This is a genomic window from Scandinavium sp. M-37, from assembly GCF_043558715.1.
Lineage (GTDB): Bacteria > Pseudomonadota > Gammaproteobacteria > Enterobacterales > Enterobacteriaceae > Scandinavium > Scandinavium vulneris_A.
In genome coordinates this window covers 43990-63890 of sequence record NZ_JBIGIN010000023.1, presented here as the reverse complement: position 1 = coordinate 63890, position 19901 = coordinate 43990, and the positions used below count along the sequence as shown (strand labels likewise).

Below are 19901 nucleotides of genomic sequence, written 5' to 3'. Positions count from 1 at the left end.
GGGCCCGTGCCATTCGTCACTTACTTCATCACGCGGTCATCAACGTAGTTACGCTTATCTGGCGCAGGCGGGAAATACTGATACAGCCAGGTTTCACTGATCGCATCGCCCTGGCAGCGCAGGAACATACGCATCTCCACCGGATCGGTGGAATCGTTGGTCGGATACCAGTCGAACAGAATGCGGTAGCCGTCGAACGGTTCGACGTAGAGAATTTCCACTTGCTTCGCTTCGCCGTTGGAGAGCGTGATAACCGGCTCGATACCCTTCGGCGCGGCCGCTTTCAGATCGCCCCCGACGAAATCAATCGCAAAACGACGCGCCCATTTTTCCGGATAGTGCTCGCCCGGTGCCCAACCTTCCGGGAAGCCGCCCATTCCAGTACGGGTGGCCATCACGCGGGCCAGCGGGGAGCGCACCGGCGGCTGCGCGGCCCAGTACAGGCGATATTTGAAGTCCAGCTCGTCGCCCGCCTTCACCGCTTTCTTTGGCTGCCAGAAGCAGACAATGTTATCCAGCGTTTCACCGGTGGTCGGGATTTCCATCAACGATACCGCCCCTTCGCCCCACTGATTACGCGGTTCAACCCACAGGCTTGGGCGCTTGTTGTACCAGCCCATCACGTCCTGATAGTGGCTAAAATCACGGTCGAGCTGGAGCAGACCAAAGCCGCGCGGGTTCTTATCCTGGAAGGCATTGAACTGCAGTTTCTGCGGGTTATTCAGCGGACGGCAGACCCACTCCCCGTTGCCGCGCCACATCGCCAGACGGTCGGAGTCGTGGATTTGCGGATGAATGGTGTCACACATGCGGCGTTCGTTATTGCCGCAGCTGAACATGCTGGTCATCGGCGCGATACCGAGCTGCTTGATATCTTTCCGCGCGAAGATGTGGTTTTCCACATCCATGATCACCTGCGTTTCCTGACAGTTGACGGTGAACTTGTAGGCTCCGGTCACGCTCGGGCTATCGAGCAGCGCGTACACTGTAAACACCGTCGCACCCGGTTTTACGGTTTCGAACCAGAATGAAGTAAAGTCCGGGAATTCTTCCGGCGTATCGGTGAAGGTATCGACCGCCAGACCACGCGCGGACAGGCCGTACTGATAGGTGCTATCGACTGCGCGGAAGTAGCTTGCGCCGAGGAACGACACGATATCGCGTCGCGCCAGTTCAGGGGCTTTAAAGGTGCGGAACCCGGCGAACCCGAGATCGGTCTGCCCTTCCAGCTGTTGGGTATCCACGCCCGCATCGTTATATTTGAACAGCTCCGGGCGGAAGTGAATTTCGCGTGCCTGCTGAGAAGCGGAATCCAGCGAGAACATGCGCACCCGGCGACGGAAGCCCATCCCGACGTGGAAGAACTGGATATCCAGTTTACGCTCGTCAATGTTGTTCCACAGCGACTGCGCGGCGTCGTACTGAATGCTGTTGTAGGCCTGCGGGGTCAGCTCTGCCAGGGTTTTCGGCAAGTCCTTCGGCGCACCGCCCCACGGCTGGGTGGATAAATCACGCGCCATGGATTGCAGTACGGAATAATCAAAACGGCGCGTTTGTCCGTCGGCAATCGACGAATCGTCAGCCAGCGCGGCTTTTGAAAACAGAGAGGCAACTCCGGTTGTAGCGCCTACCGCGGCTACAGCCATAGAAGATTTAATAAAGTGTCTGCGGTTCATGCCTGCGTCAGCGTCCTTCTGTGATTGTCGACTTCGCTAAGAAGTCGCCCACTCTAGACAAAAACTGCTGATAATCCAATTGTTCGGCGTGCAAAATCCGAGCAAACCGGGAAATAAATTTTTGCGATCGGATGTGACTGAATCGGGCTGTAAAAAAGCGTAAACCGATACAAACAAAGAGCCCCAGCGAGCGACACCACTTCCGGGGCTAAAATAAGATGTGAATGGGTTATTTTACGCTGACGTCAATGCCTGGGAAATACGTCGCGGCCAGTTTGGTGATCGTGCCGTCGGCACGCACTTTATCGATGGCGGCATCCAGCTGTTTCTTCTGTTCCGCATCACCTTTACGCAGGCCAAAGCCAATCCCGCTACCGAGAATCGTGTCGTCGGCGACCGGTTTACCGATAAAGCCGAAGCCCTTGCCCTGCGGCTTACTGAGGAACCCGGCCTGCCCGGCGGCAGACATCACCAGCGAGGCGTCAATACGGCCATTGAGCAAATCGGCCCACGCCATATTCTGATCTTTATACGACACCACGGTCACCCCGTGCTTTTCCCAATGCTCTTTGGCGTAGGTTTCCTGAATAGAACCCTGCAACACACCGATGGTTTTACCCTGCAACCCTTCCGGTGTGGCCTGCATCCCGCTGCCTTCTTTACCCACTAACTGCGAGGGAATGCGATAGATTGGCTGGGTAAAATCGATGCTCTTGCGACGCTGTTCGGTGATGTTCATCGCCGAGTTAATGGCATCAAATTTCTTCGCCACCAGCCCCGGGATCAGCGAATCAAACGAACTTTCAACCCAGCTGCATTTCAGCGCCGCCGCCTGACAGATGGCATTGCCCAAATCAATATCAAACCCTTGCAGCTCGCCTGCCGCATTGCGGCTTTCAAACGGCGGATATTCTGCCTCCACGCCAAAACGCAGTTCGCCTGCGGCAAAGGAAGAGACAGAGCAAATCAGGCCCATGCCCAGAATCAGTGCTTTCAGTTTCATCGCCAACGCCCCTTAACGTGGTTTAACCTGACACAGGGCCGCAGCGCCTGCCCGTAATGTCGCCTCATCTTTGGCAAAAGAGAGGCGGATCAGTTTGTTATCCGTGCCGTCGGTATAAAACGCCGACAGCGGAATGGTCGCCACACCGTGGTCGACAATCAAACGTTTTACCATCTCACTGTCGCTTTCGTCGCTGAAATGGCTGTAATCCGCCAGCAGGAAGAACGAACCCTGGCTCGGCAGCAGCCGGAACGGTGATTCGGCCAACAGCGATTGCAGCAGGTCGCGCTTGCGCTGATAAAACGCCGCCAGCGACAGCCAGGTCTGCGGGTCAGTCATGTGCTCCGCAAAGGCATATTGCATAGGGGTATCGGCAGAGAACATCAAAAATTGATGCACTTTGCAGATTTCGTCCATCAGCTCCGCCGGGGCCACGCAGTAGCCCACCCGCCAGCCGGTGACGTGATAGGTTTTGCCGAACGACGAAATAATCACGCTGCGCTCAGCCAACTGGGGATGGGTCGCCATCCCGTGATGCGGCTGACCATCGAACACCACGTGCTCATACACTTCGTCGGAAAGAATCACGATATCGGTGTTGCGCGTCAGGGCCGCCAGCTGCTGTAAATCATTGGCATCGAACACTTTCCCGCTCGGGTTGTGCGGGGTGTTGATGATAATCATCCGTGTACGCGACGTGATAGCAGCGCGGACTTCATCCCAGTTCACGGTGAAATCCGGCACCGTCAGCTTGATGGCGACCGGGGTTGCGCCCTGCAAACGTACAATCGGCGCATAGCTGTCGAACGACGGTTCAAAATAGATAACTTCATCGCCCGGATGCACCAGCCCGCTTATCGCGGAATAGAGTCCCTGACTGGCGCTGGCGGTGATTAAAATTTCATTATCGGCGTCATACCGCGGCCCATACAAATCGGCGATTTTATCGGCGATACGGTTTTTCAGGGCCTGCAACCCGGTCATCGGTGCATACTGATTGTGCCCCTCTTCCATCGCGCGGGTCACGCCCTGCACTAACCGCGCGTCACAGGCAAAGTTCGGTGCGCCCTGGGAAAGGTTAATGGCGTTATGCTGAGAAGATAGTTGGCCAATCACGGTAAAGATAGTGGTGCCCACGTCGGGCAGCTTGGTGCGGGGTTTCACCGGTGAACGCAGAGTCATCATCAATCCTTTCTCAGTAAATATGCATAACTATTCAACATAAAGCCGCCGGAAGCGACAATCGAATTGTTGTCATACTAGCCATGAGAAAATTGCATAGCTGGATCCTTGGACTAGACTTGGAGCAGATAACGACAGGTAACCATGATGAAAAAAATAGCCATTGTCGGCACCGGGCCTACCGGCATTTACACCTTATTTTCGATGCTCAAAAACCGAACGCCGGTCGCCCTCTCGCTTTTCGAGCAAGGCGATGAGGCGGGTGTGGGCATGCCCTACGCCGATGAAGATAATTCCCGGATGATGCTGGCCAACATTGCCAGCATTGAAATTCCGCCGCTCTTTTCTACCTACCTTGAATGGTTGAAAAACCAGCCAGAGACGCATCTGGCACGCTATGGCGTCGAAAAAGCCTCCCTGCATGACCGGCAATTTCTGCCGCGCATTTTGCTCGGCGAGTATTATCGCGATCAGTTTTTACGCCTCGTTGAGCGCGCGCGCGCGCAAGGTTTTACCGTCGAGGTGCAGGAGTCCAGCGAAGTGACCGATCTTCAGGTCACGCCGCAAGGCGTCAGGCTGTGGGTCGACGGGGAACCGCGTCAAGAACAGTTTGATTTGGCGGTGCTTGCCACTGGGCACGTCTGGCCTGACGAAGATAACTTCCCTCGCGCCTTCTTCCCCAGCCCGTGGTCGGGGCTGATTGAAGCCGATATCAGGCCCGGAAACGTCGGCATTATGGGGCTGTCGCTGAGCGCAATTGATGCCGCGATGGCGGTCGTGGTGCAGCACGGTCACTTCACCGAAAACGACGAGGACGTGCAGTTCACGCTCAAGGCGGAGAGCCAGGCGCTAAAAATCGCGATGCTATCCCGCTCGGGTATTTTGCCGGAAGCGGATTTCTATTGCCCTATTCCTTATGAACCGCTCCAGGTGGTGACGACCGAGGCCATTGAGCGTGAAATTGCCGCTGGCAGCGCGGAATTACTCGATCGCGTATTCACGCTTATCCAGCAGGAGCTTGCGCTTGCTGACCCGGCGTGGGCAGAAAAAGTCGCCCTGCACACGCTCACCGCCGACACCTTTTCCGCGGCCTGGTTTGCTGACCGGAAACGGCACAACCCCTGGCTCTGGGCGCAGGCGAATCTGCGTGAAGTGGAACGTAATAAGCGTGAGAAGCATACCCTGTACTGGCGCTATACCATTTTGCGCCTGCATGAAGCCGTCGAGGAGATGGTCCCGCACCTGACGGACCCGGACCGCGAACGCTTCACCTCCGGTCTGGGCCGGGTGTTTATTGATAACTACACGGCGATTCCGTCGGAGTCGATTCGCCGTTTACTGGCGCTGCGTGAAGCGGGGATCCTCAGTCTGCACGCCCTTGGCAATGATTACACCCTCGATGTTCAGCCCGGCAAGACGATGATATCCAGTGAAAACGGCGATTTTACCTTCGATACCTTTATCGATGCCCGAGGACAAAAATCGCTCAAAATTAAGGATTTGCCGTTCCCGCGTTTTCGCCAACAGCTGGAGTCGCACGGCGAGGATTTCCCGGACATCGCCGACGATTACACTCTGTTGGAACCGCCGAGCGTGCGCGGGCGTGTCGCCTTTGCGGCCCTGCCTTACCTGATGCACGACAGGCCGTTTATCCAGGGGATTACCGTCTGCGCGGAAATAGGCGAAAACATCGCCAGCGCGGTGTCGCAACCGGCGGCGCATTCCCGTCGGCGATTGCCGTTTATCGAGCTGTAGCGCTGTGTCATACTCGCCATGACCAAATTGCATAGCTGGAGCCAGCATGTCACGTAGGCAGTTGCCGTTGAACGCCATAGAAACCTTTCTGGTGACCGCCCGTCATCTCAATCTGACGCACGCCGCCAAAGAGCTGTGTCTGACGCAGGGCGCGGTGAGCCGCAAGATTGCGACCCTCGAGGCATGGTTTGGTTTCCCGCTATTTGAGCGACTGGCGCGCGGCCTGCGTCTATCCCCTCAGGGCAGCGCCTTGTACCCGGAGCTGATGACCTCGTTTAATCAGATGCTGATGGTGGCAGAACAGGCGCGCCAGCAGCAAACGGTGGTGCGCCTGAAAGCCCCGACCTGCGCGATGCGCTGGCTGGTGCCGCGTCTGGTTGAGATAGAACAGCGTTTCCCTGAGATGCAGATTGCCCTGACCACTACCACTGAGCATTCGGTCAATTTCAAAACCGAGCCTTTCGACGCGGCAATCGTCTTTGGCCCCCACATGAACGCCGGGGATCTGCTGTTTGAAGAGTCGCTGACCCCGGTGGTCAGCCATCGGCTGGCGGAGAACACGCTGTTTGCCGGGATGACGTTTTTACACCCCACCCGCGATAAAACCGACTGGTCACTGTGGCTGGCGCAGCTGGCGGACCCGCTACCCGCCGCGATGCAAAAGAATCAGCACTTCGATACCATGGACCTGGCGATCACCGCCGCCGTTCAGGGTTTTGGAGTGGCGATCGCCGATGAAACGCTGGTTGAACAGGATTTACTGAGCGGCCGTCTGGTGCGGCCTTACGCGCTGAGCGTCAAAACGGGGGCAAGCTATCGACTGGTGGTGCGCGAAGTGTCTGCCAAAGCCATCGGCCTGACCCAGTTCCGTGACGGCCTGCTTAATCCAGCGTCACATGATGGCGCATTACCCGCCGAAACAGCGCCAGCCGGGCGCGCATAAACCGATTCTCCACTTTAAATCCGCGCAGCTTATTCAGGCCGATTCGCAGCAGCCGATCCCGACCTTTGACTGATGCGGGCCAGCGCACCGGGCCGGGCAAGGTGTCATCATTCGCGCTGGCATGACGGGCGAAACTCACCCAGTAATCCGCCACCTGTGCTGAAAAGGCCAGGTCGCTTTCATTAACGTAATGTCGCGCCGGTTCCACTTGGCTTAGCGTATCGAAAACATACGGCACTTCGTTCCCGTGCCACGCCCCGTTTAAATAGGTCTGATGCTCGGCCTCTGCCACATAATCAAACCAGTAGCGCCAGCAAGGCTGTCCGATTCGCTGCTGCGCCTGCATCACCACATATCCCAGCGTGGTGAAGGCCATATCGCGACATACCTGACGGCCCAGTTCTTCATCGCCCTTCACGCCCGGATACAACAGCTTAATCAGCCCTAGTCCCAAACGGCGCTCCTGGCGCAGCTTCTGAATTTGCCCGGCGAGGTCAACGCCAAACACCGCCATCACGCTGGCCTCGTCGCTATTGGAGCCGACCATTATCGGCAGCGGATGCTGACGGGCGGTGAAAAAGGTTTCCAGCATCGGTTGCGGTAACACGGCATCGCCGCATACCGGAACCGGGCCTGGCTTAAGCGTCCCTTCCAACGGCCAGAACGCATCGGCAGGCAACGCGCGGAGCTGTTCTGCCGTAGGGTTGATCAAGCCAAAATGGGCAGCGAGGGCTTCGCCCTGCGCCAGAGCCGCATCCAGCGGCGTATCCGGCAAGGTGTAACCGCTCTGGATAATCGCTTTATGAAACAGTCCGTTGGCTTTCGGCGAGGCCAGGAGTGAGAGCACGCTGCGCGCACCTGCCGATTCACCGAATAACGTGACGTTGTCACTATCACCGCCGAATACGGCGATATTGTCCTGCACCCATTTCAGGGCGGCTATCTGATCCAGCAAGCCGAAATTGCACACCCGCTCGCCCTCTTCGCCCGTCAGCGCCGGATGGGCAAAGCAGCCGAGATGCCCGAGGCGATAGTTGACCGTCACCACGATCACACCGCGTTTGGCAAGCGGCTTTCCGTCGTATGGCGGCAAACTCCCCGCACCAATGGTGAACCCGCCACCGTGCAGCCAGACCATCACCGGCAACGGCTCTGTTCGCGCGGCGGGTGCCCAAACGTTGAGATAGAGACAGTCTTCGGAAAAACGGCCCGGATCGCCTCCGCCTAACTCGCGGCAGTAGTCGATATTTTGCCAGCTGGCCGGGGAAAAGGTCTGCGCCTCGCGCACGCCAGTCCACGGCGCTACGGGCTGAGGAGAACGCCAGCGCAGCGCCCCGACAGGTGGGGCGGCAAAGGGAATGCCGCGCCAAATCTGGATGTTATCTTCGGTCAGCCCCAAGAGGGCCCCCTGCTGCGTCTGCACCAACGGTGTGGAGGGATTATGCATCGTTCGCTTCCTTAATCTGCACTCATCCCAGTGTAAACAGTAATCGCATGACCGAACACAGGAACCGGTGATTTCAGAATGTTTGGTATTCTGGACGATAGCATCCCGGTAAACGACCCGTTTGCCGCGGTCCTCTTTTTCCAGGGCTCGCTGGATACAGAGATAAGCCAGACCACACTGACTGAACCGTTGCTGGAACTAACGGATATCTTTCCGGTTGAAGACAGCTGCCGCTTTACCGTCGGCGACTGGTATGCCGTCAAGTCCGATATTTCGGGAGGGGCGGCGGCCCGCGAACTCCAGAAACTGGTACAGGTCACGGCGATAACGGATCAACACCATGTCCAGGTCAGCTATACCAACGGCTGGACGCTCAACGCGGGACGGGTCATCTCCTGGCAGCGGGTGGAACCCGTTCGGGATGTCACCATCCGATCGCTACGGTTTACCGGGGCGGGCTATCTGACCCAGCAGATTTACTGCCTGTATGGCGATATCCGCGACTGCCATGTGTCAAACGCCAGACACCTGAATGATTTTACCGCCTCGGCCTACTGCCGGGTGGAGAACTGCCATGCCGATGGGCAGAGCGCGGAGAAAGGCCCGTTCGTCACGCATGGGCAATATGAGCATGACCTGACCTACGCCGGAAACTCAGGGCTGATGACCTTTGCCAACTCTGGCGTCACCTGGGGAAACAGCGCCAGACGTATTCTTTTCCTCGCCGTCGCTCTCCGTCCATGCATCGCGCCTTTCCACCTGTGATGTGGTGCTGGGAAACCCGGCGGATAACAGCCGGACGGAAATAATCAGCTTACAGGCTATTCTGGCGCAAAACATAACCCTCACCTAAGAATGCGTTCTGGAGCGCCCGGCGGCGTGAAACGTGCCGGGCCTACTCTGGCCCGCTTACAGCAAACCGCAGCGCCGTTTACTGCGGTCTTCAGCAGCCTGATACAGCTCGAACTCATCCAGTACCGGGCAACCGAGCGCTTTCTCAAATGCGGCTTTGCTGGCATTGCCGTGGCTTCTGGCCTGGGTTTCATTCCCGAGATTGGACTGGAAAATACCCGCCGCGCTCACCGGAAGGAAATCCTCATAGGTGATCGGCTGAGCCACCAGCCATCCGCGCTCGATTAACGGCTGGGGATCATCCCCGGGGCGAAACGCCTGGCGGTGCGACTCACCCGCCGGGGTCAGACGGTAGCGGAAATAGGCCAGCGCCTGGCGGCGGAGGAACATTTCGCTGTCCGGGAAGGCTTTAAACATATCCGACAGATGCTGTTGATGGCTGAGATTGTCTTTACCGGTACCCGCTTCGGTCAGCAGCGCGTCATACAGCGCGCGGCCTTTCGGCGTGAGCGCCACACCGCGCTGTTCGATTTCACCGAAACGCGCGGTATGCGTCCCGCGATGCTCTCCGGCAAACAGCACCGGCTCTTCCAGCGCTTTGAAACTGGTCTGGCGCAGTAAAATCGGCACCTCGCGGCGCGGCGGGCCTTCGATCAGGACTTTCGGCTCAATGCCATATTCCGGCATCAGCTGCTGCACGCGATCAATGTCGAGCGTACGAGGCGTCAGGTGATTGATATGACAGCCGGGGAAGCACACCACGTCGGCAATCAGACGGTGTTCGTTATGCAGCGCGAGGTAGGTTTCCTGCTCGACCGTGGCATGGCTGTGCCAGCGGAAGGTTTCCAGCGCCTCTGTCACAAACTCTTTTGCCTCGGCCGCGGTCAATGCGCCCTGCGCGTCATAATGGTCAATCAGCTCACGGCAGCGCGGGGTGAAGATGTCGCGCTTCGCCAGAATCTCAGCGGCTTTATCACGCAACTCGAGGTTGTCGATCAGTTCCAGACGCAACAGGGAAGTAAAAACGCGGAACGGGTTACGCGCCAGGGCGGCATCCTCCACCGGACGAAACGCGGTGGAATGCACGGGTACGCCCGCCTGTGAAAGATCGTAATAGCTGACCGGGTACATCCCCATAATCGCAAACATGCGGCGCAGCGTCGCCAGTTCATCCGCTGAGCCGACGCGGATCGCGCCATGACGCTCAACGTTAAGGCGCGCCAGTTCGTCGGCGTTGGCCAGCTGTTCATGCAGGTGCGGGTTATGTTCCAGCACTGCCAGGTTCACATCTGCCACCAGTTCCAGTAGCGTGCCGTACTGCGGAACTTCCTGCTGGTACATCGCTGACATAGCCTGCGAAAAGTTTTCCCGAATCTCATCAGCCGTGATGGTGTTCGCCATGATGTCATGTCTCCAGTGAATATTACCTGGAGTGTACATAAGCCATTTGCGCTCGGGAGGAAGAATTTCCGAATTGTGATCGCGGATAACCTCTGGCTTTAGGCCCTGTTTTGGTGCGGTTTATAACCTGTTGTTATACAAAAAGCCTTATAAATTCACTTTAAATTAACAATATGATTACACACACTCCGGGTGGCGATATCACAACAATAAGCCGTCCTCTGACCCGGAGCGCCCTATGAACGAAAAATGGACACCACGTGAAGTGGTGCATCGTGATTACAACAATCACCCGCCCGCCTTCGCACCCGGCTACAAAACCAGCGTGCTGCGCTCACCGCGCAATGCGCTTATCTCATTGCAGAACTCACTGTCGGAAATTACCGGCCCGGTATTTCGCAGTGACGATCTCGGCCCGCAGGATAACGACCTGATCCTCAATTATGCCAAAGACGGCTTGCCGATTGGCGAACGCATTATCGTCCACGGCTATGTCCGCGACGGCTTCGGTCGTCCGATGAAAAACACGCTGGTGGAGGTGTGGCAGGCTAACGCGGGCGGTCGCTATCGGCATAAGAAAGACCAGTATCTGGCCCCGGTCGATCCGAATTTTGGCGGCTGTGGCCGGGTGCTGACCGATGAAAACGGTTATTACGTTTTCCGTACCATCAAACCCGGCCCTTACCCGTGGCGTAATCAGGCCAGCGACTGGCGACCGTCGCACATCCACTTCTCATTGTCGGGCGAAGCCTTTGCTCAGCGTCTGATTACCCAGATGTATTTCGAAGGCGACCCGCTGATCAAACAGTGTCCTATCGTGAAAACCATTAATAACGACGACGCCATTCGCACCCTGATTGCCGAACTCGACACCCACGCCGCGGTGCCGCTCGATTGCCTGGCCTACCGTTTCGATCTGGTGCTGCGCGGCAGTCGTGCCACCCTGTTTGAAAATCGCACCCAGGGAGCCGCCCGATGAAAGACTACTTAGCTGAAACTGCCTCCCAAACCGCCGGGCCATATGTCCATATTGGCCTGGCACCCGACGCCGCAGGCTTTCACATCTTCGAAAAAAATTTCGGCCCGGTGCTGACCAACAGTCACACCGAAGGCGAACGCATCACCATTGAAGGCCGGGTGTTCGACGGCTCCGGCACCCCGGTGCGCGATGTCCTGCTCGAGATCTGGCAGGCCAACGCCGCCGGGCGCTATAACCACCCTGCCGACCAACAGCAGGAGAAAAGCCTCGATGCCGATTTCCGTGGCTGGGGACGCAGCTGTTCCGATTTCGACTCCGGTGTCTGGCGGTTTGAAACCATTAAGCCCGGGGCAGTTGTGGGCCGTGACGGGCGCGTGATGGCCCCGCACGTCAACCTGTGGATTGTCGCGCGCGGGATCAACATCGGCCTCAATACGCGGATGTACTTCTCCGATGAACAGGACGCCAATCAGCGCGATCCGGTGCTGAATCTGATTGAATGGGAAGTGCGGCGGAAAACCTTAATTGGCCAGCGCGAGCAGCGCGATAATGAGGTGGTGTACCGGTTTGACATTCATCTTCAGGGTGAAGCTGAAACGGTTTTCTTCGATCTCTAAACGCTTAACCTACCCGGCGGCGCGTGTCGTCGGGTTTTCCCACAACGCTATCCATAACCACATGTGACGCAATTAACCAATATGTTAATGATATTTTGCAAGCAAGTTATCAAATTTAAACAAGTTGTCTTGTAACGCGCTGCGCTCTGTCTTTAACATCCGGTTATGGAAAAAAATGGTCTCTTCAGTCAGCGCATTCGCTTGCGCCATTTGCATACTTTTGTCGCCGTCGCTCAACAGGGAACGCTGGGGCGCGCGGCGGAAACGCTTAACCTCAGCCAGCCCGCGCTGTCAAAAACCCTCAATGAGCTGGAGCAGCTTACTGGCACTCGTCTGTTCAATCGCGGGCGTCTCGGCGCGCAGCTCACGCTGGTCGGGGAACAGTTTCTGACCCACGCGGTAAAAGTGCTCGACGCGCTGAATACCGCCGGGCAAGCGTTGAGCCGTAAAGAGGGCATCAGCGGCGATGTGGTGCGTATCGGTGCCCTGCCGACCGCCGCGCTGGGCATTCTTCCGGCGGTCATTGGCCAATTCCATCAACAGCAAAAAGACATCACCTTGCAGGTCGCCACCATGAATAACACCATGCTGTTGGCGGGGCTGAAATCCGGGGAGATTGACCTCGGGATTGGCCGGATGTCCGATCCGGAGCTGATGAGCGGCCTGAACTACGAACTGCTGTTTCTCGAGTCGTTGAAACTGGTGGTGCGCCCGAATCATCCGCTTTTGCAGGAGACGGTGACCCTGAGCAAAGTGATGGAGTGGCCGGTGGTGGTCTCGCCGAAAGGCACCGTTCCACGTCAGAACGCGGAAGCATTGCTGCTGAGTCAGGGATGCAAAATTCCGGCGGGCTGTATTGAAACGCTGTCGGCCTCGCTGTCGCGCCAATTGACGGTCGATTTTGACTACGTGTGGTTTGTGCCATCGGGCGCGGTGAAAGACGATTTACGTCATGGCACGCTGGTCGCGCTGCCGGTGCCGACCCAGGGCGCGGGTGAACCGATTGGGATTTTAACCCGGGTGGATGCCCCGTTATCGACCGGGGCGCAGACGCTGTTGAGCGCCATTCGTAAATCGATGCCGGGCCATTAAGTTTTCCGGCAATAAAACGTAGGCCGGGTAAGCGCAGCGCCACCCGGCAAACACAGCTTATTTCTTACGCGGCATCATGCGCAGCAGCGTATTGTCCTTCCACAGATAATGATGCATCAGCGCTGCCAGCGCGTGCAGACCAATCACGTAGTAGCCGATATTGGCCAACAGCTCGTGAAACGCCTTCAGGTTATCCGCTAAATCGAAATTCGCCACCGATGCATACGGCATCGTGATACCAAACGCCATCCACGGATTGCCCCGGTTGTACATCATCACCAGCCCCAGGACAGGCAGCACGATAAACAGCACGAAGATAATCAGATGCCCTAAATGCGCCATCCCGGTCATCCACGGTTTTGGCTTCGGTACGATAGGCGGTGCAGGCTGTTTAAGACGCACCAGCAGGCGCGTAACCATCAGCACCAGAATCGATATTCCGCCGGAGACGTGCACCATATTAAAGGCTGGCCGATATTCGCGCGGAAAGAAACCGCGTAACTCCATTGCTGCGTACGTAATAACCACCAGCAGAAAAACCAGCCAGTGAATGCCAATTTGCAGGCTCGAGTATTTATCTCGCATCGTTGTTGATCCCGGAAAAAACTGTGAGGAAGTTAACATAGCGATCCAAGCTTAAAAATTCATTAACTTTTCTGTATAGATTTTCAAACCCTTAGCGGTGCCTGAAAATTGTTCAGTTGCCCAATCCGAGCGGCTGGTCTAAGCCTGGAGGCGTTTATTCGCTTCATATCAAGGCGGAGGGTTTCCCACCGCCAGAATAGCTTACGGCTGCGCTAGCACTTTTTTCTTCACGCTGCTGTTTTGCACCACCCGTTTACCGAATGCGATGCCGCGTAGTTCGATATAGCGATGCAAACCGGTTGACAGTAGATAGACCACCGGGAAGCACAATCCGACGGTTATCAAATAACGTGTCCCGCTGGTATAGGTCGCCAAATGAAAATGCTGTAGCAACAATGCAACGATTGGTATCACTAACAGAAGATGCAGCAAATACACCGAATAAGAGACATCCCCCAGCCAGGTGAGAATTCGGCTACTGAGCCATGCGCGTGGGATGCTAAACAGACGCGATAACAGGCTCGGCCGCTGCCACCGCCACAACACGCCTGTCATGCCGAGGATCAGTAGTGCTTCGACGATAACCTGCGGTGCATCCATCCGAATATTCATCAGTGCGCTGACCACCGGTGCCAGCAGCGCCAGTCCAAGAAACATTATACGTCGCTGCCTGACCGCCTCCGCCATCAACATCCCGGCAATAAAAACATGCAGCTTAATGAGGATCATCGACGGCATCGGGAATGCCGTATACAACCCTGGCAACAGATAACGACCAAGGAGCGCCACCAGCATCATTGCCAGTAGGGTCCGAGCAAATCCCCAGCGCCGGGTTAACAGCATGATGAAGGGGAACAGCAGGTAAAATTGCATCTCCAGCGCAATACTCCAGTCCGGCAGCGCGGTGTTGTAGGCATATTTAGGTAAATCACCGAACACAAAAAACACATGCGTCAACAGGTTGAGGAAGGAGTGATCGCTATAACGCAAGGTGGCGGTCGCCGTTGAAGGGAAGGCTTCGGCGATTATCTGCCGCATATCGCCAAGGTAATGCCCGACCAGCAACGCCACGATCAGCATCACGTAATAGAGCGGCGCAATTCTAAAATAACGGCGCAACCAGAATGTCCTGATGGTTTGCCAGCGGTTCCAGGGTTCTTTTTCCTGACGTTCAATATAATTTTTTGCCATCAGATAACCGGACAGCAAAATAAACAAATCGACGCCCAGTTTTGGCACCGCAATAATCGGTATTTTGCAATTCACCAGCAGTGCAATATGCCCGAGAAACACCCACAGCGATGCCGCGCCGCGCAGGCCTTCCAGCTCCGGAGACCAGTTTTTAGTCATTGCCATACTCACCCCATCAATAAGGGCTTCATGATAGCATTTGTCTTACGCGAAATCTGAGTACGCAGCCGAATAACGATTTTCATATTGAGGCCGTACACCGGGTTGTTAGTCGTTTTCCACGCGTGAATAACGCAAAATCCCTGCCACCCCGCCGCCGCCGTCAGAAGGATGATGAACACCGTTAGAGACCGTCACCTCAGTGAAATCGAACGGCGACACACCTTCGATACAGGCCACGTTGACACCGTACTGAGTGGGATCAGAACGCCGCTGATGGAAGGTGTAGATCCCGCATACCGAACAAAAATAGTGCGCGGCGGTCCGGGTGTTAAACCGGTATTCCGTCAGCTTATCGTTGCCCTCTATCACCTTAATCCCCGTCAACGGCGCAGATACCACTACCGCGCCGCGCATCCGACAAAAAGAGCAGTTACAGCGTCGGAGGGTATTAAAACCGTCTGACAGTTCGACGGTAAATTTCACCGCCCCACAATGGCACTGAGCATTGACTTTTTCCGACACGGGCACACCTCTGAGCTAATCGATGGAATAAAAAGTCTTAGCATAGAACCCGGTTTGTCGCACGTTTGCCACGCCAACGAAAAATCAATGAAAAAGGGGCCGATTGGCCCCCTGTTGCAGCGTGTCGTGGCTTACGATTGCAAATAGACGACCTGCGTTTGCAGATACTCTTCCAGACCGTGGCGACCATCGGCCCCGCCGATCCCGGATTTTCGCCAGCCCGCGTGGAAGCCCTGCATCGCTTCAAAGTTCTCACGGTTGATGTAGGTTTCGCCGAATTTAAGCCCTTTGATGGCCTTCATCGCCTTGTTCAGATCCTGGGTATAGACCGAAGAGGTCAGGCCGTATTCGCTGTCGTTGGCCATTTTCAGCGCGTCTTCCAGGGTATCGAAGGCCACCACCGGCAGCACCGGGCCAAAGGTTTCTTCGTGCATGATGGTCATATCCTGACGCACATCAAGCAGCAGCGTCGGCGGGTAGAAATAGCCTTTGCCCTCAACCGCTTTGCCGCCGAGCACTACTTTCGCGCCCTGCTCAACCGCTGTCGCCACTTTCTGTTCCACCCGTTCCAGTGCGGCGGCGTTGATCAATGGCCCCATCGCGATGTCTGTGCGCTGAGCCGGGTCGCCAAACTGCACCGCTTTCATCGCCTCACCCAGACGATTGACGAAGCTGTCATAGATGCCTTTCTGCACATACACGCGCTCGGCGCAGTTGCATACCTGTCCGGTGTTGATCACCCGCGAATCCACAATCGCTTTCACCGCCAGTCCCAAATCCGCGTCGTCGAGCACGATAGCCGGGGCTTTGCCGCCCAGTTCCAGGCACACTTTAGTGATATTTTTGGCCGCGGCGGTCATGATTTTCTCGCCCGCGCCGACGCTGCCGGTCATGCTGACCATGGCCACTTTCGGGTTCGCCGCCAGCTCCTGGCCGACGGTTTCGCCCCGCCCCAGCACGAGGTTAAACACCCCTTTTGGCAGACCGATGTCATGCACGATTTGGGCGAAGGCCAGCGCGTTATTCGGCGTGAACTCACTCGGTTTGATAACGATGGTATTGCCGGTAATCAGCGCCGGGGCGAGCTTGCGGGCAATCAGGAAGAACGGGAAGTTCCACGGCAGAATACCCGTGGTCACGCCCAACGCCCGTTTAAAGACAAAAATGTTTTCCCCCGGACGGTCGCTTTGCAGAATTTCGCCTTCATAGCGACGCGCCCACTCTGACATGTAGTCGAGGTAATCCGCGGTGAACGCCACTTCAACTTCCGCCAGTTGCTGAATTTTCCCACCTTCCGCCACGATCAAAGCGCTTATTTCTTCCGCCCGCTCACGGATCCCCGCCGCCATTTTTCGCAGCCAGCCTGCGCGTTGAATCGCCGGAAGCGCCTCCCATTCCGGCTGAGCACGCTCTGCGGCATCAATCGCCTGCTGCGCTTCTTTGGCTGTGCCATCAGGAATGCGGGAAATCAGTGCCTCGGTTGACGGGTTAACCACGTCAATCCAGGCCTCGCCCTGCCAGGACACAAACTGACCGTCGATATACATAGGGTGTTGTACGGGTGCTGTCATGGGTTACTCCTGTGAACGTATCGTTTTTAACAAGTGAATATATTGTTAAATATCGAGACTTCGCGGTCTGAAACCCAACCCTATCAGCCTGAATTTGTGAGACATCTCATAAAAGTGATGCGCTGAACGCGATTCAGCGCCGGACAGGGGAAGTTAAGGTTTGCCCGTTTGCGGCATTTTTGTCGCAAACGGGCATCATCGGCAGGGAGAATTATAAAAGAGAACGGCTGGATAACGCCTCACGCAGCAGCGCATCTTCACGCAGAATCTGCCAGGCCGCCTGCACGTCAACAGGCATATCAACATGGGCGATGAACCCTTTTCCGCGCGGCCCGTAGCCGTTTTCGTCATCCTGAATACGCGGCAATTCGCCTAACAGCAGCGATAGATAACGCTCAACGGGCCAGACGGCATCTGCTTCCTCGCTGAACGTCAGGCCATTCCTGCCGTTACACAACACCGGCAGATAACCAGGATAACTGTGCCACTGCGGCGCATCCGGGTCGGCGTGCCAGACGTGAGCGAAAGTTGCCATGGTGCGGCGCTGCATGGTCGGGTCCTGCACCACAATCGCGCTTTGGCAGGTCATCCCCCGCGCTTTCATCAGCTCACGGGTGAAACGGGCGTTTTCGCCACAGTTAGTGGATAAGTCTTCAACGATGATGCGCTCCCGCGGGATGTTCCAGAACTGATGCGCGATATCGGCGAGGATCGTCGCCTCGGCAAGCCCGGTAGTACGCAACGTGTTGTAACGCGGATGGCGGGCGACTGCCGAATAGAGAAAGGTGGTCGAGTGACCAATCCCGCCGCTGATCAGCAGCGTGCGGTTCTCTGCCGCCAGTCGACAGGCGGCGTCAATGGTCGGCATCACCGCGTTACCTGCCAGGACCACGACATCGGCCTCAACGTTTACCGGCGGCGTGTCGAAATCATTCTGCGCCAGCCATTCACCCACCCGGTTGGCGGCGTTCAGCGTTGTCTCATTCAAATGTGGAAAGGTCGTTAGCATAAGGCTCCCTTCTTTCGATTGTCATACCACAGGGTAACGTCCGCGGCGGATGATGACAGTAGATCTCTCTGAAAGCGAGCGGCTGGCGCTATTACCGCGCCTTTAACGAGGACTTTTATTCAGAATGATTTTGTTACACTATGCACATATTCACTTGAATAATGTTTTGTAACAGGATTACAATCATTAGCCCGCTAACAATTAACTTATTGATTACATTTTCCGCAAGGTCAAAGGGATAAGATGCGCCTGCCGAAACGCGATCCTTACGCGCCACACGACTGGGCACCGCACGAAAAGCCCGCCCTTCTCGGCTCGCCTTCCACGCCGGAACACACCGCGCCAAAGCGCATCGCTTATGGAATTGTGGGCCTGCTGGTGTGTCTGACGGGCGCACTGGGTAACGCTGTCGTTACCGCCAACCTGCAAAATTTGCAAGGCACCTTCGCCGCCTGGTCCACCGAAATCGCATGGCTGCCCGCGGTATATGTGATGACCAATGTCTCGATCAACCTGCTGCTGGTCAAATTCCGCCAGCAGTACGGGCTGCGCGCCTTTACCGAAGGGTTTCTGGTGCTGTATGTGCTGGTGACCTTTTTCCACCTGTTTGTTAACGATCTCAGCAGCGCCCTGATGGTGCGAGCCGCCCATGGCATGGTGGCGGCGGCGCTCAGTTCATTGGGAATTTACTATCAGATTCAGGCCTGGCCCGCGCGGCATCGCCTGAAAGGCCTGACGATTGGCATTACCGGATCGTCGCTGGCCATTCCCCTCGCCCGGCTTTTTTCCACCGAACTGTTGCAGCTCGACGAATGGCGTGGTCTCTATTTCTTTGAACTTGGGCTGGCGTTGGTCTGTCTGGCCTGCGTTATCGCTCTGAAATTACCGCCAAGCGATCGCAAAAAGGTATTCGAGAAGAAAGACTTCGTGACCTTTTTCCTGCTGGCCCCCGGCATGGCGCTGTTGTGTGCGGTGCTGTCCCTCGGGCGACTCGACTGGTGGTTTGAAGCGCCGTGGCTCGGCTGGTCTCTGGCGCTGGCGACGGTGCTTATCATCAGCGCCATTGTGTTTGAACATAACCGCAGCAACCCGCTACTCAATACCCGCTGGCTGTCGAGCGGCAGCATTGTGCGTCTGGGGTTGATCATGCTGCTGATCCGCATCGTGCTGGCGGAACAGAACACCGGCGTCATCGGCTGGCTGCAATATGTCGGGCTGCAAAACGAGCAGATGATCCCCCTGGCGTGGTCGATTTTTGCCGGGATTACCTGCGGCATCGTTGCTAGCTGTTTAACCCTCAAACCTCAGCGCCTGGCCTGGCCGATTGTCACCTCACTGGCGCTGATGGTGGTCGCCTCGTTGATGGACAGTCAGTCGAGTAGCCTGACCCGACCGGACCAGCTGATGGTGAGCCAGTTCTTACTCGGCTTCGCCAGCGCCTTTTTCATCGCGCCCTCAATGCTGGCGGGCATTGGCGGTGTAATCGCCGACCCGCGCAATCTGGTCAGTTTTTCAGTGCTGTTCGGCATGAGCCAGAATATCGGCGGCCTGCTCGGCTCCGCTATTCTCGGCACCTTCCAGACCTGGCGGGAAAAGTACCATTCGGCGATGCTTGCCGAACAGCTCACTACCCTCAATCCACTGGTGACCGACCGCATTCAGCAGTACACCCAGCTGTTTCAAAGTCAGATTGGCGACAGCTCGCTGCTCGGCGTCCAGGCGCTGACGCAGTTACAAACCGTCGGCACGCTGCAGGCCAATATTCTGGCCTATAACGATACTTATTTGCTGACCGCCTGCATCGCAGGCATGACGCTGGTGTGGATCTGCTGGCGGCTGTTACGGCTGCGCATTACCGCCCATCTGGCATTAAAGAAAAATACAGGAACCCAATAATTATGGTCGAGGTACGGG

Annotated in this window: 17 protein-coding genes; 7 read left to right on the top strand and 10 right to left on the bottom strand. The window is 56.5% G+C overall.

The window, feature by feature from the left end; genetic code table 11:
- Nucleotides 1-20 precede the first annotated feature (20 nt).
- The 3 genes from ACG0Z5_RS16545 to ACG0Z5_RS16535 form a co-directional block, all read right to left on the bottom strand.
- Nucleotides 21-1676 (bottom strand): glucan biosynthesis protein D, encoded by a 1656-nt coding sequence (locus ACG0Z5_RS16545; protein WP_394449368.1) that lies wholly within the window; start codon nucleotides 1674-1676, stop codon nucleotides 21-23.
- A 229-nt stretch (nucleotides 1677-1905) separates the two neighbouring features.
- The gene (locus ACG0Z5_RS16540; protein WP_394449365.1) at nucleotides 1906-2679 is read right to left on the bottom strand and encodes an ABC transporter substrate-binding protein; all 774 of its coding nucleotides are present in this window, start codon (nucleotides 2677-2679) and stop codon (nucleotides 1906-1908) included.
- A 12-nt stretch (nucleotides 2680-2691) separates the two neighbouring features.
- Nucleotides 2692-3861: a pyridoxal phosphate-dependent aminotransferase gene (locus ACG0Z5_RS16535; protein WP_394449393.1), complete on the bottom strand. Its 1170-nt coding sequence runs from the start codon at nucleotides 3859-3861 to the stop codon at nucleotides 2692-2694.
- Between the two features lie 147 nt (nucleotides 3862-4008).
- Between ACG0Z5_RS16535 and ACG0Z5_RS16530 the strand changes: the two genes are divergently transcribed.
- Nucleotides 4009-5616: an FAD-NAD(P)-binding protein gene (locus ACG0Z5_RS16530; RefSeq protein WP_394449390.1), complete on the top strand. Its 1608-nt coding sequence runs from the start codon at nucleotides 4009-4011 to the stop codon at nucleotides 5614-5616.
- A 46-nt stretch (nucleotides 5617-5662) separates the two neighbouring features.
- Nucleotides 5663-6559 carry a LysR family transcriptional regulator gene (locus tag ACG0Z5_RS16525; protein WP_394449362.1) on the top strand — a complete coding sequence of 299 codons (897 nt, stop codon included), beginning with the start codon at nucleotides 5663-5665 and terminating at the stop codon, nucleotides 6557-6559.
- Here ACG0Z5_RS16525 and ACG0Z5_RS16520 read toward each other — a convergent pair.
- Nucleotides 6498-8006 carry a carboxylesterase/lipase family protein gene (locus ACG0Z5_RS16520; RefSeq protein WP_394449359.1) on the bottom strand — a complete coding sequence of 503 codons (1509 nt, stop codon included), beginning with the start codon at nucleotides 8004-8006 and terminating at the stop codon, nucleotides 6498-6500. The two genes, ACG0Z5_RS16525 and ACG0Z5_RS16520, sit on opposite strands and share 62 nt — an antisense overlap.
- A gap of 78 nt (nucleotides 8007-8084) precedes the next feature.
- Between ACG0Z5_RS16520 and ACG0Z5_RS16515 the strand changes: the two genes are divergently transcribed.
- Nucleotides 8085-8771, top strand: coding sequence for a hypothetical protein (locus ACG0Z5_RS16515; protein ID WP_394449356.1), 687 nt, complete (start codon nucleotides 8085-8087; stop codon nucleotides 8769-8771).
- A 144-nt stretch (nucleotides 8772-8915) separates the two neighbouring features.
- Here ACG0Z5_RS16515 and ACG0Z5_RS16510 read toward each other — a convergent pair whose 3' ends face one another.
- Complete coding sequence (locus ACG0Z5_RS16510; RefSeq protein ID WP_394449353.1) at nucleotides 8916-10259, bottom strand: VOC family protein; 1344 nt, start codon at nucleotides 10257-10259, stop codon at nucleotides 8916-8918.
- 238 nt (nucleotides 10260-10497) lie between these two features.
- On the opposite strand from ACG0Z5_RS16510, the gene pcaH reads away from it, so the two are divergent.
- The 3 genes from pcaH to ACG0Z5_RS16495 all read left to right on the top strand — a co-directional run bounded on the left by pcaH (nucleotide 10498) and on the right by ACG0Z5_RS16495 (nucleotide 12947).
- The gene (pcaH, locus tag ACG0Z5_RS16505; protein WP_394449350.1) at nucleotides 10498-11238 is read left to right on the top strand and encodes a protocatechuate 3,4-dioxygenase subunit beta; all 741 of its coding nucleotides are present in this window, start codon (nucleotides 10498-10500) and stop codon (nucleotides 11236-11238) included.
- Nucleotides 11235-11855, top strand: a complete 621-nt coding sequence (gene pcaG / locus ACG0Z5_RS16500; protein ID WP_394449347.1) for a protocatechuate 3,4-dioxygenase subunit alpha — start codon at nucleotides 11235-11237, stop codon at nucleotides 11853-11855. Before pcaH ends, pcaG begins: the two co-directional genes overlap by 4 nt.
- Nucleotides 11856-12020: 165 nt before the next feature.
- Nucleotides 12021-12947 carry a LysR substrate-binding domain-containing protein gene (locus tag ACG0Z5_RS16495; RefSeq protein ID WP_394449344.1) on the top strand — a complete coding sequence of 309 codons (927 nt, stop codon included), beginning with the start codon at nucleotides 12021-12023 and terminating at the stop codon, nucleotides 12945-12947.
- 57 nt (nucleotides 12948-13004) lie between these two features.
- On the opposite strand, the gene cybB is transcribed toward ACG0Z5_RS16495, so the two are convergent.
- From cybB to ACG0Z5_RS16470, 5 genes are all read right to left on the bottom strand, one after another.
- Nucleotides 13005-13532: a cytochrome b561 gene (cybB, locus tag ACG0Z5_RS16490; RefSeq protein WP_394449341.1), complete on the bottom strand. Its 528-nt coding sequence runs from the start codon at nucleotides 13530-13532 to the stop codon at nucleotides 13005-13007.
- Nucleotides 13533-13733: 201 nt separating this feature from the next.
- Nucleotides 13734-14888 (bottom strand): acyltransferase family protein, encoded by a 1155-nt coding sequence (locus ACG0Z5_RS16485; RefSeq protein WP_394449338.1) that lies wholly within the window; start codon nucleotides 14886-14888, stop codon nucleotides 13734-13736.
- 102 nt (nucleotides 14889-14990) lie between these two features.
- Complete coding sequence (locus ACG0Z5_RS16480) at nucleotides 14991-15407, bottom strand: GFA family protein (RefSeq protein WP_394449335.1); 417 nt, start codon at nucleotides 15405-15407, stop codon at nucleotides 14991-14993.
- 131 nt (nucleotides 15408-15538) lie between these two features.
- Nucleotides 15539-16978, bottom strand: a complete 1440-nt coding sequence (aldA, locus tag ACG0Z5_RS16475; protein ID WP_394449332.1) for an aldehyde dehydrogenase — start codon at nucleotides 16976-16978, stop codon at nucleotides 15539-15541.
- Between the two features lie 211 nt (nucleotides 16979-17189).
- Entirely contained in the window at nucleotides 17190-17987 is a 798-nt protein-coding gene (locus ACG0Z5_RS16470) for a YdcF family protein (protein ID WP_394449329.1), read from the bottom strand.
- Between the two features lie 243 nt (nucleotides 17988-18230).
- Between ACG0Z5_RS16470 and ACG0Z5_RS16465 the strand changes: the two genes are divergently transcribed.
- A complete protein-coding gene (locus tag ACG0Z5_RS16465; RefSeq protein ID WP_394449326.1) occupies nucleotides 18231-19883 on the top strand; it encodes an MFS transporter in 1653 nt (550 codons plus the stop codon).
- Nucleotides 19884-19901: the final 18 nt, after the last annotated feature.

Bases quoted from the DNA above. Each gene is read 5' to 3' on its own strand.
- ACG0Z5_RS16545 (WP_394449368.1), bottom strand. From the start codon at position 1,676: ATGAACCGCAGACACTTTATTAAATCTTCTATGGCTGTAGCCGCGGTA.
- ACG0Z5_RS16540 (WP_394449365.1), bottom strand. From the start codon at position 2,679: ATGAAACTGAAAGCACTGATTCTGGGCATGGGCCTGATTTGCTCTGTC.
- ACG0Z5_RS16535 (WP_394449393.1), bottom strand. From the start codon at position 3,861: ATGACTCTGCGTTCACCGGTGAAACCCCGCACCAAGCTGCCCGACGTG.
- ACG0Z5_RS16530 (WP_394449390.1), top strand. From the start codon at position 4,009: ATGAAAAAAATAGCCATTGTCGGCACCGGGCCTACCGGCATTTACACC.
- ACG0Z5_RS16525 (WP_394449362.1), top strand. From the start codon at position 5,663: ATGTCACGTAGGCAGTTGCCGTTGAACGCCATAGAAACCTTTCTGGTG.
- ACG0Z5_RS16520 (WP_394449359.1), bottom strand. From the start codon at position 8,006: ATGCATAATCCCTCCACACCGTTGGTGCAGACGCAGCAGGGGGCCCTC.
- ACG0Z5_RS16515 (WP_394449356.1), top strand. From the start codon at position 8,085: ATGTTTGGTATTCTGGACGATAGCATCCCGGTAAACGACCCGTTTGCC.
- ACG0Z5_RS16510 (WP_394449353.1), bottom strand. From the start codon at position 10,259: ATGGCGAACACCATCACGGCTGATGAGATTCGGGAAAACTTTTCGCAG.
- pcaH (WP_394449350.1), top strand. From the start codon at position 10,498: ATGAACGAAAAATGGACACCACGTGAAGTGGTGCATCGTGATTACAAC.
- pcaG (WP_394449347.1), top strand. From the start codon at position 11,235: ATGAAAGACTACTTAGCTGAAACTGCCTCCCAAACCGCCGGGCCATAT.
- ACG0Z5_RS16495 (WP_394449344.1), top strand. From the start codon at position 12,021: ATGGAAAAAAATGGTCTCTTCAGTCAGCGCATTCGCTTGCGCCATTTG.
- cybB (WP_394449341.1), bottom strand. From the start codon at position 13,532: ATGCGAGATAAATACTCGAGCCTGCAAATTGGCATTCACTGGCTGGTT.
- ACG0Z5_RS16485 (WP_394449338.1), bottom strand. From the start codon at position 14,888: ATGGCAATGACTAAAAACTGGTCTCCGGAGCTGGAAGGCCTGCGCGGC.
- aldA (WP_394449332.1), bottom strand. From the start codon at position 16,978: ATGACAGCACCCGTACAACACCCTATGTATATCGACGGTCAGTTTGTG.
- ACG0Z5_RS16470 (WP_394449329.1), bottom strand. From the start codon at position 17,987: ATGCTAACGACCTTTCCACATTTGAATGAGACAACGCTGAACGCCGCC.
- ACG0Z5_RS16465 (WP_394449326.1), top strand. From the start codon at position 18,231: ATGCGCCTGCCGAAACGCGATCCTTACGCGCCACACGACTGGGCACCG.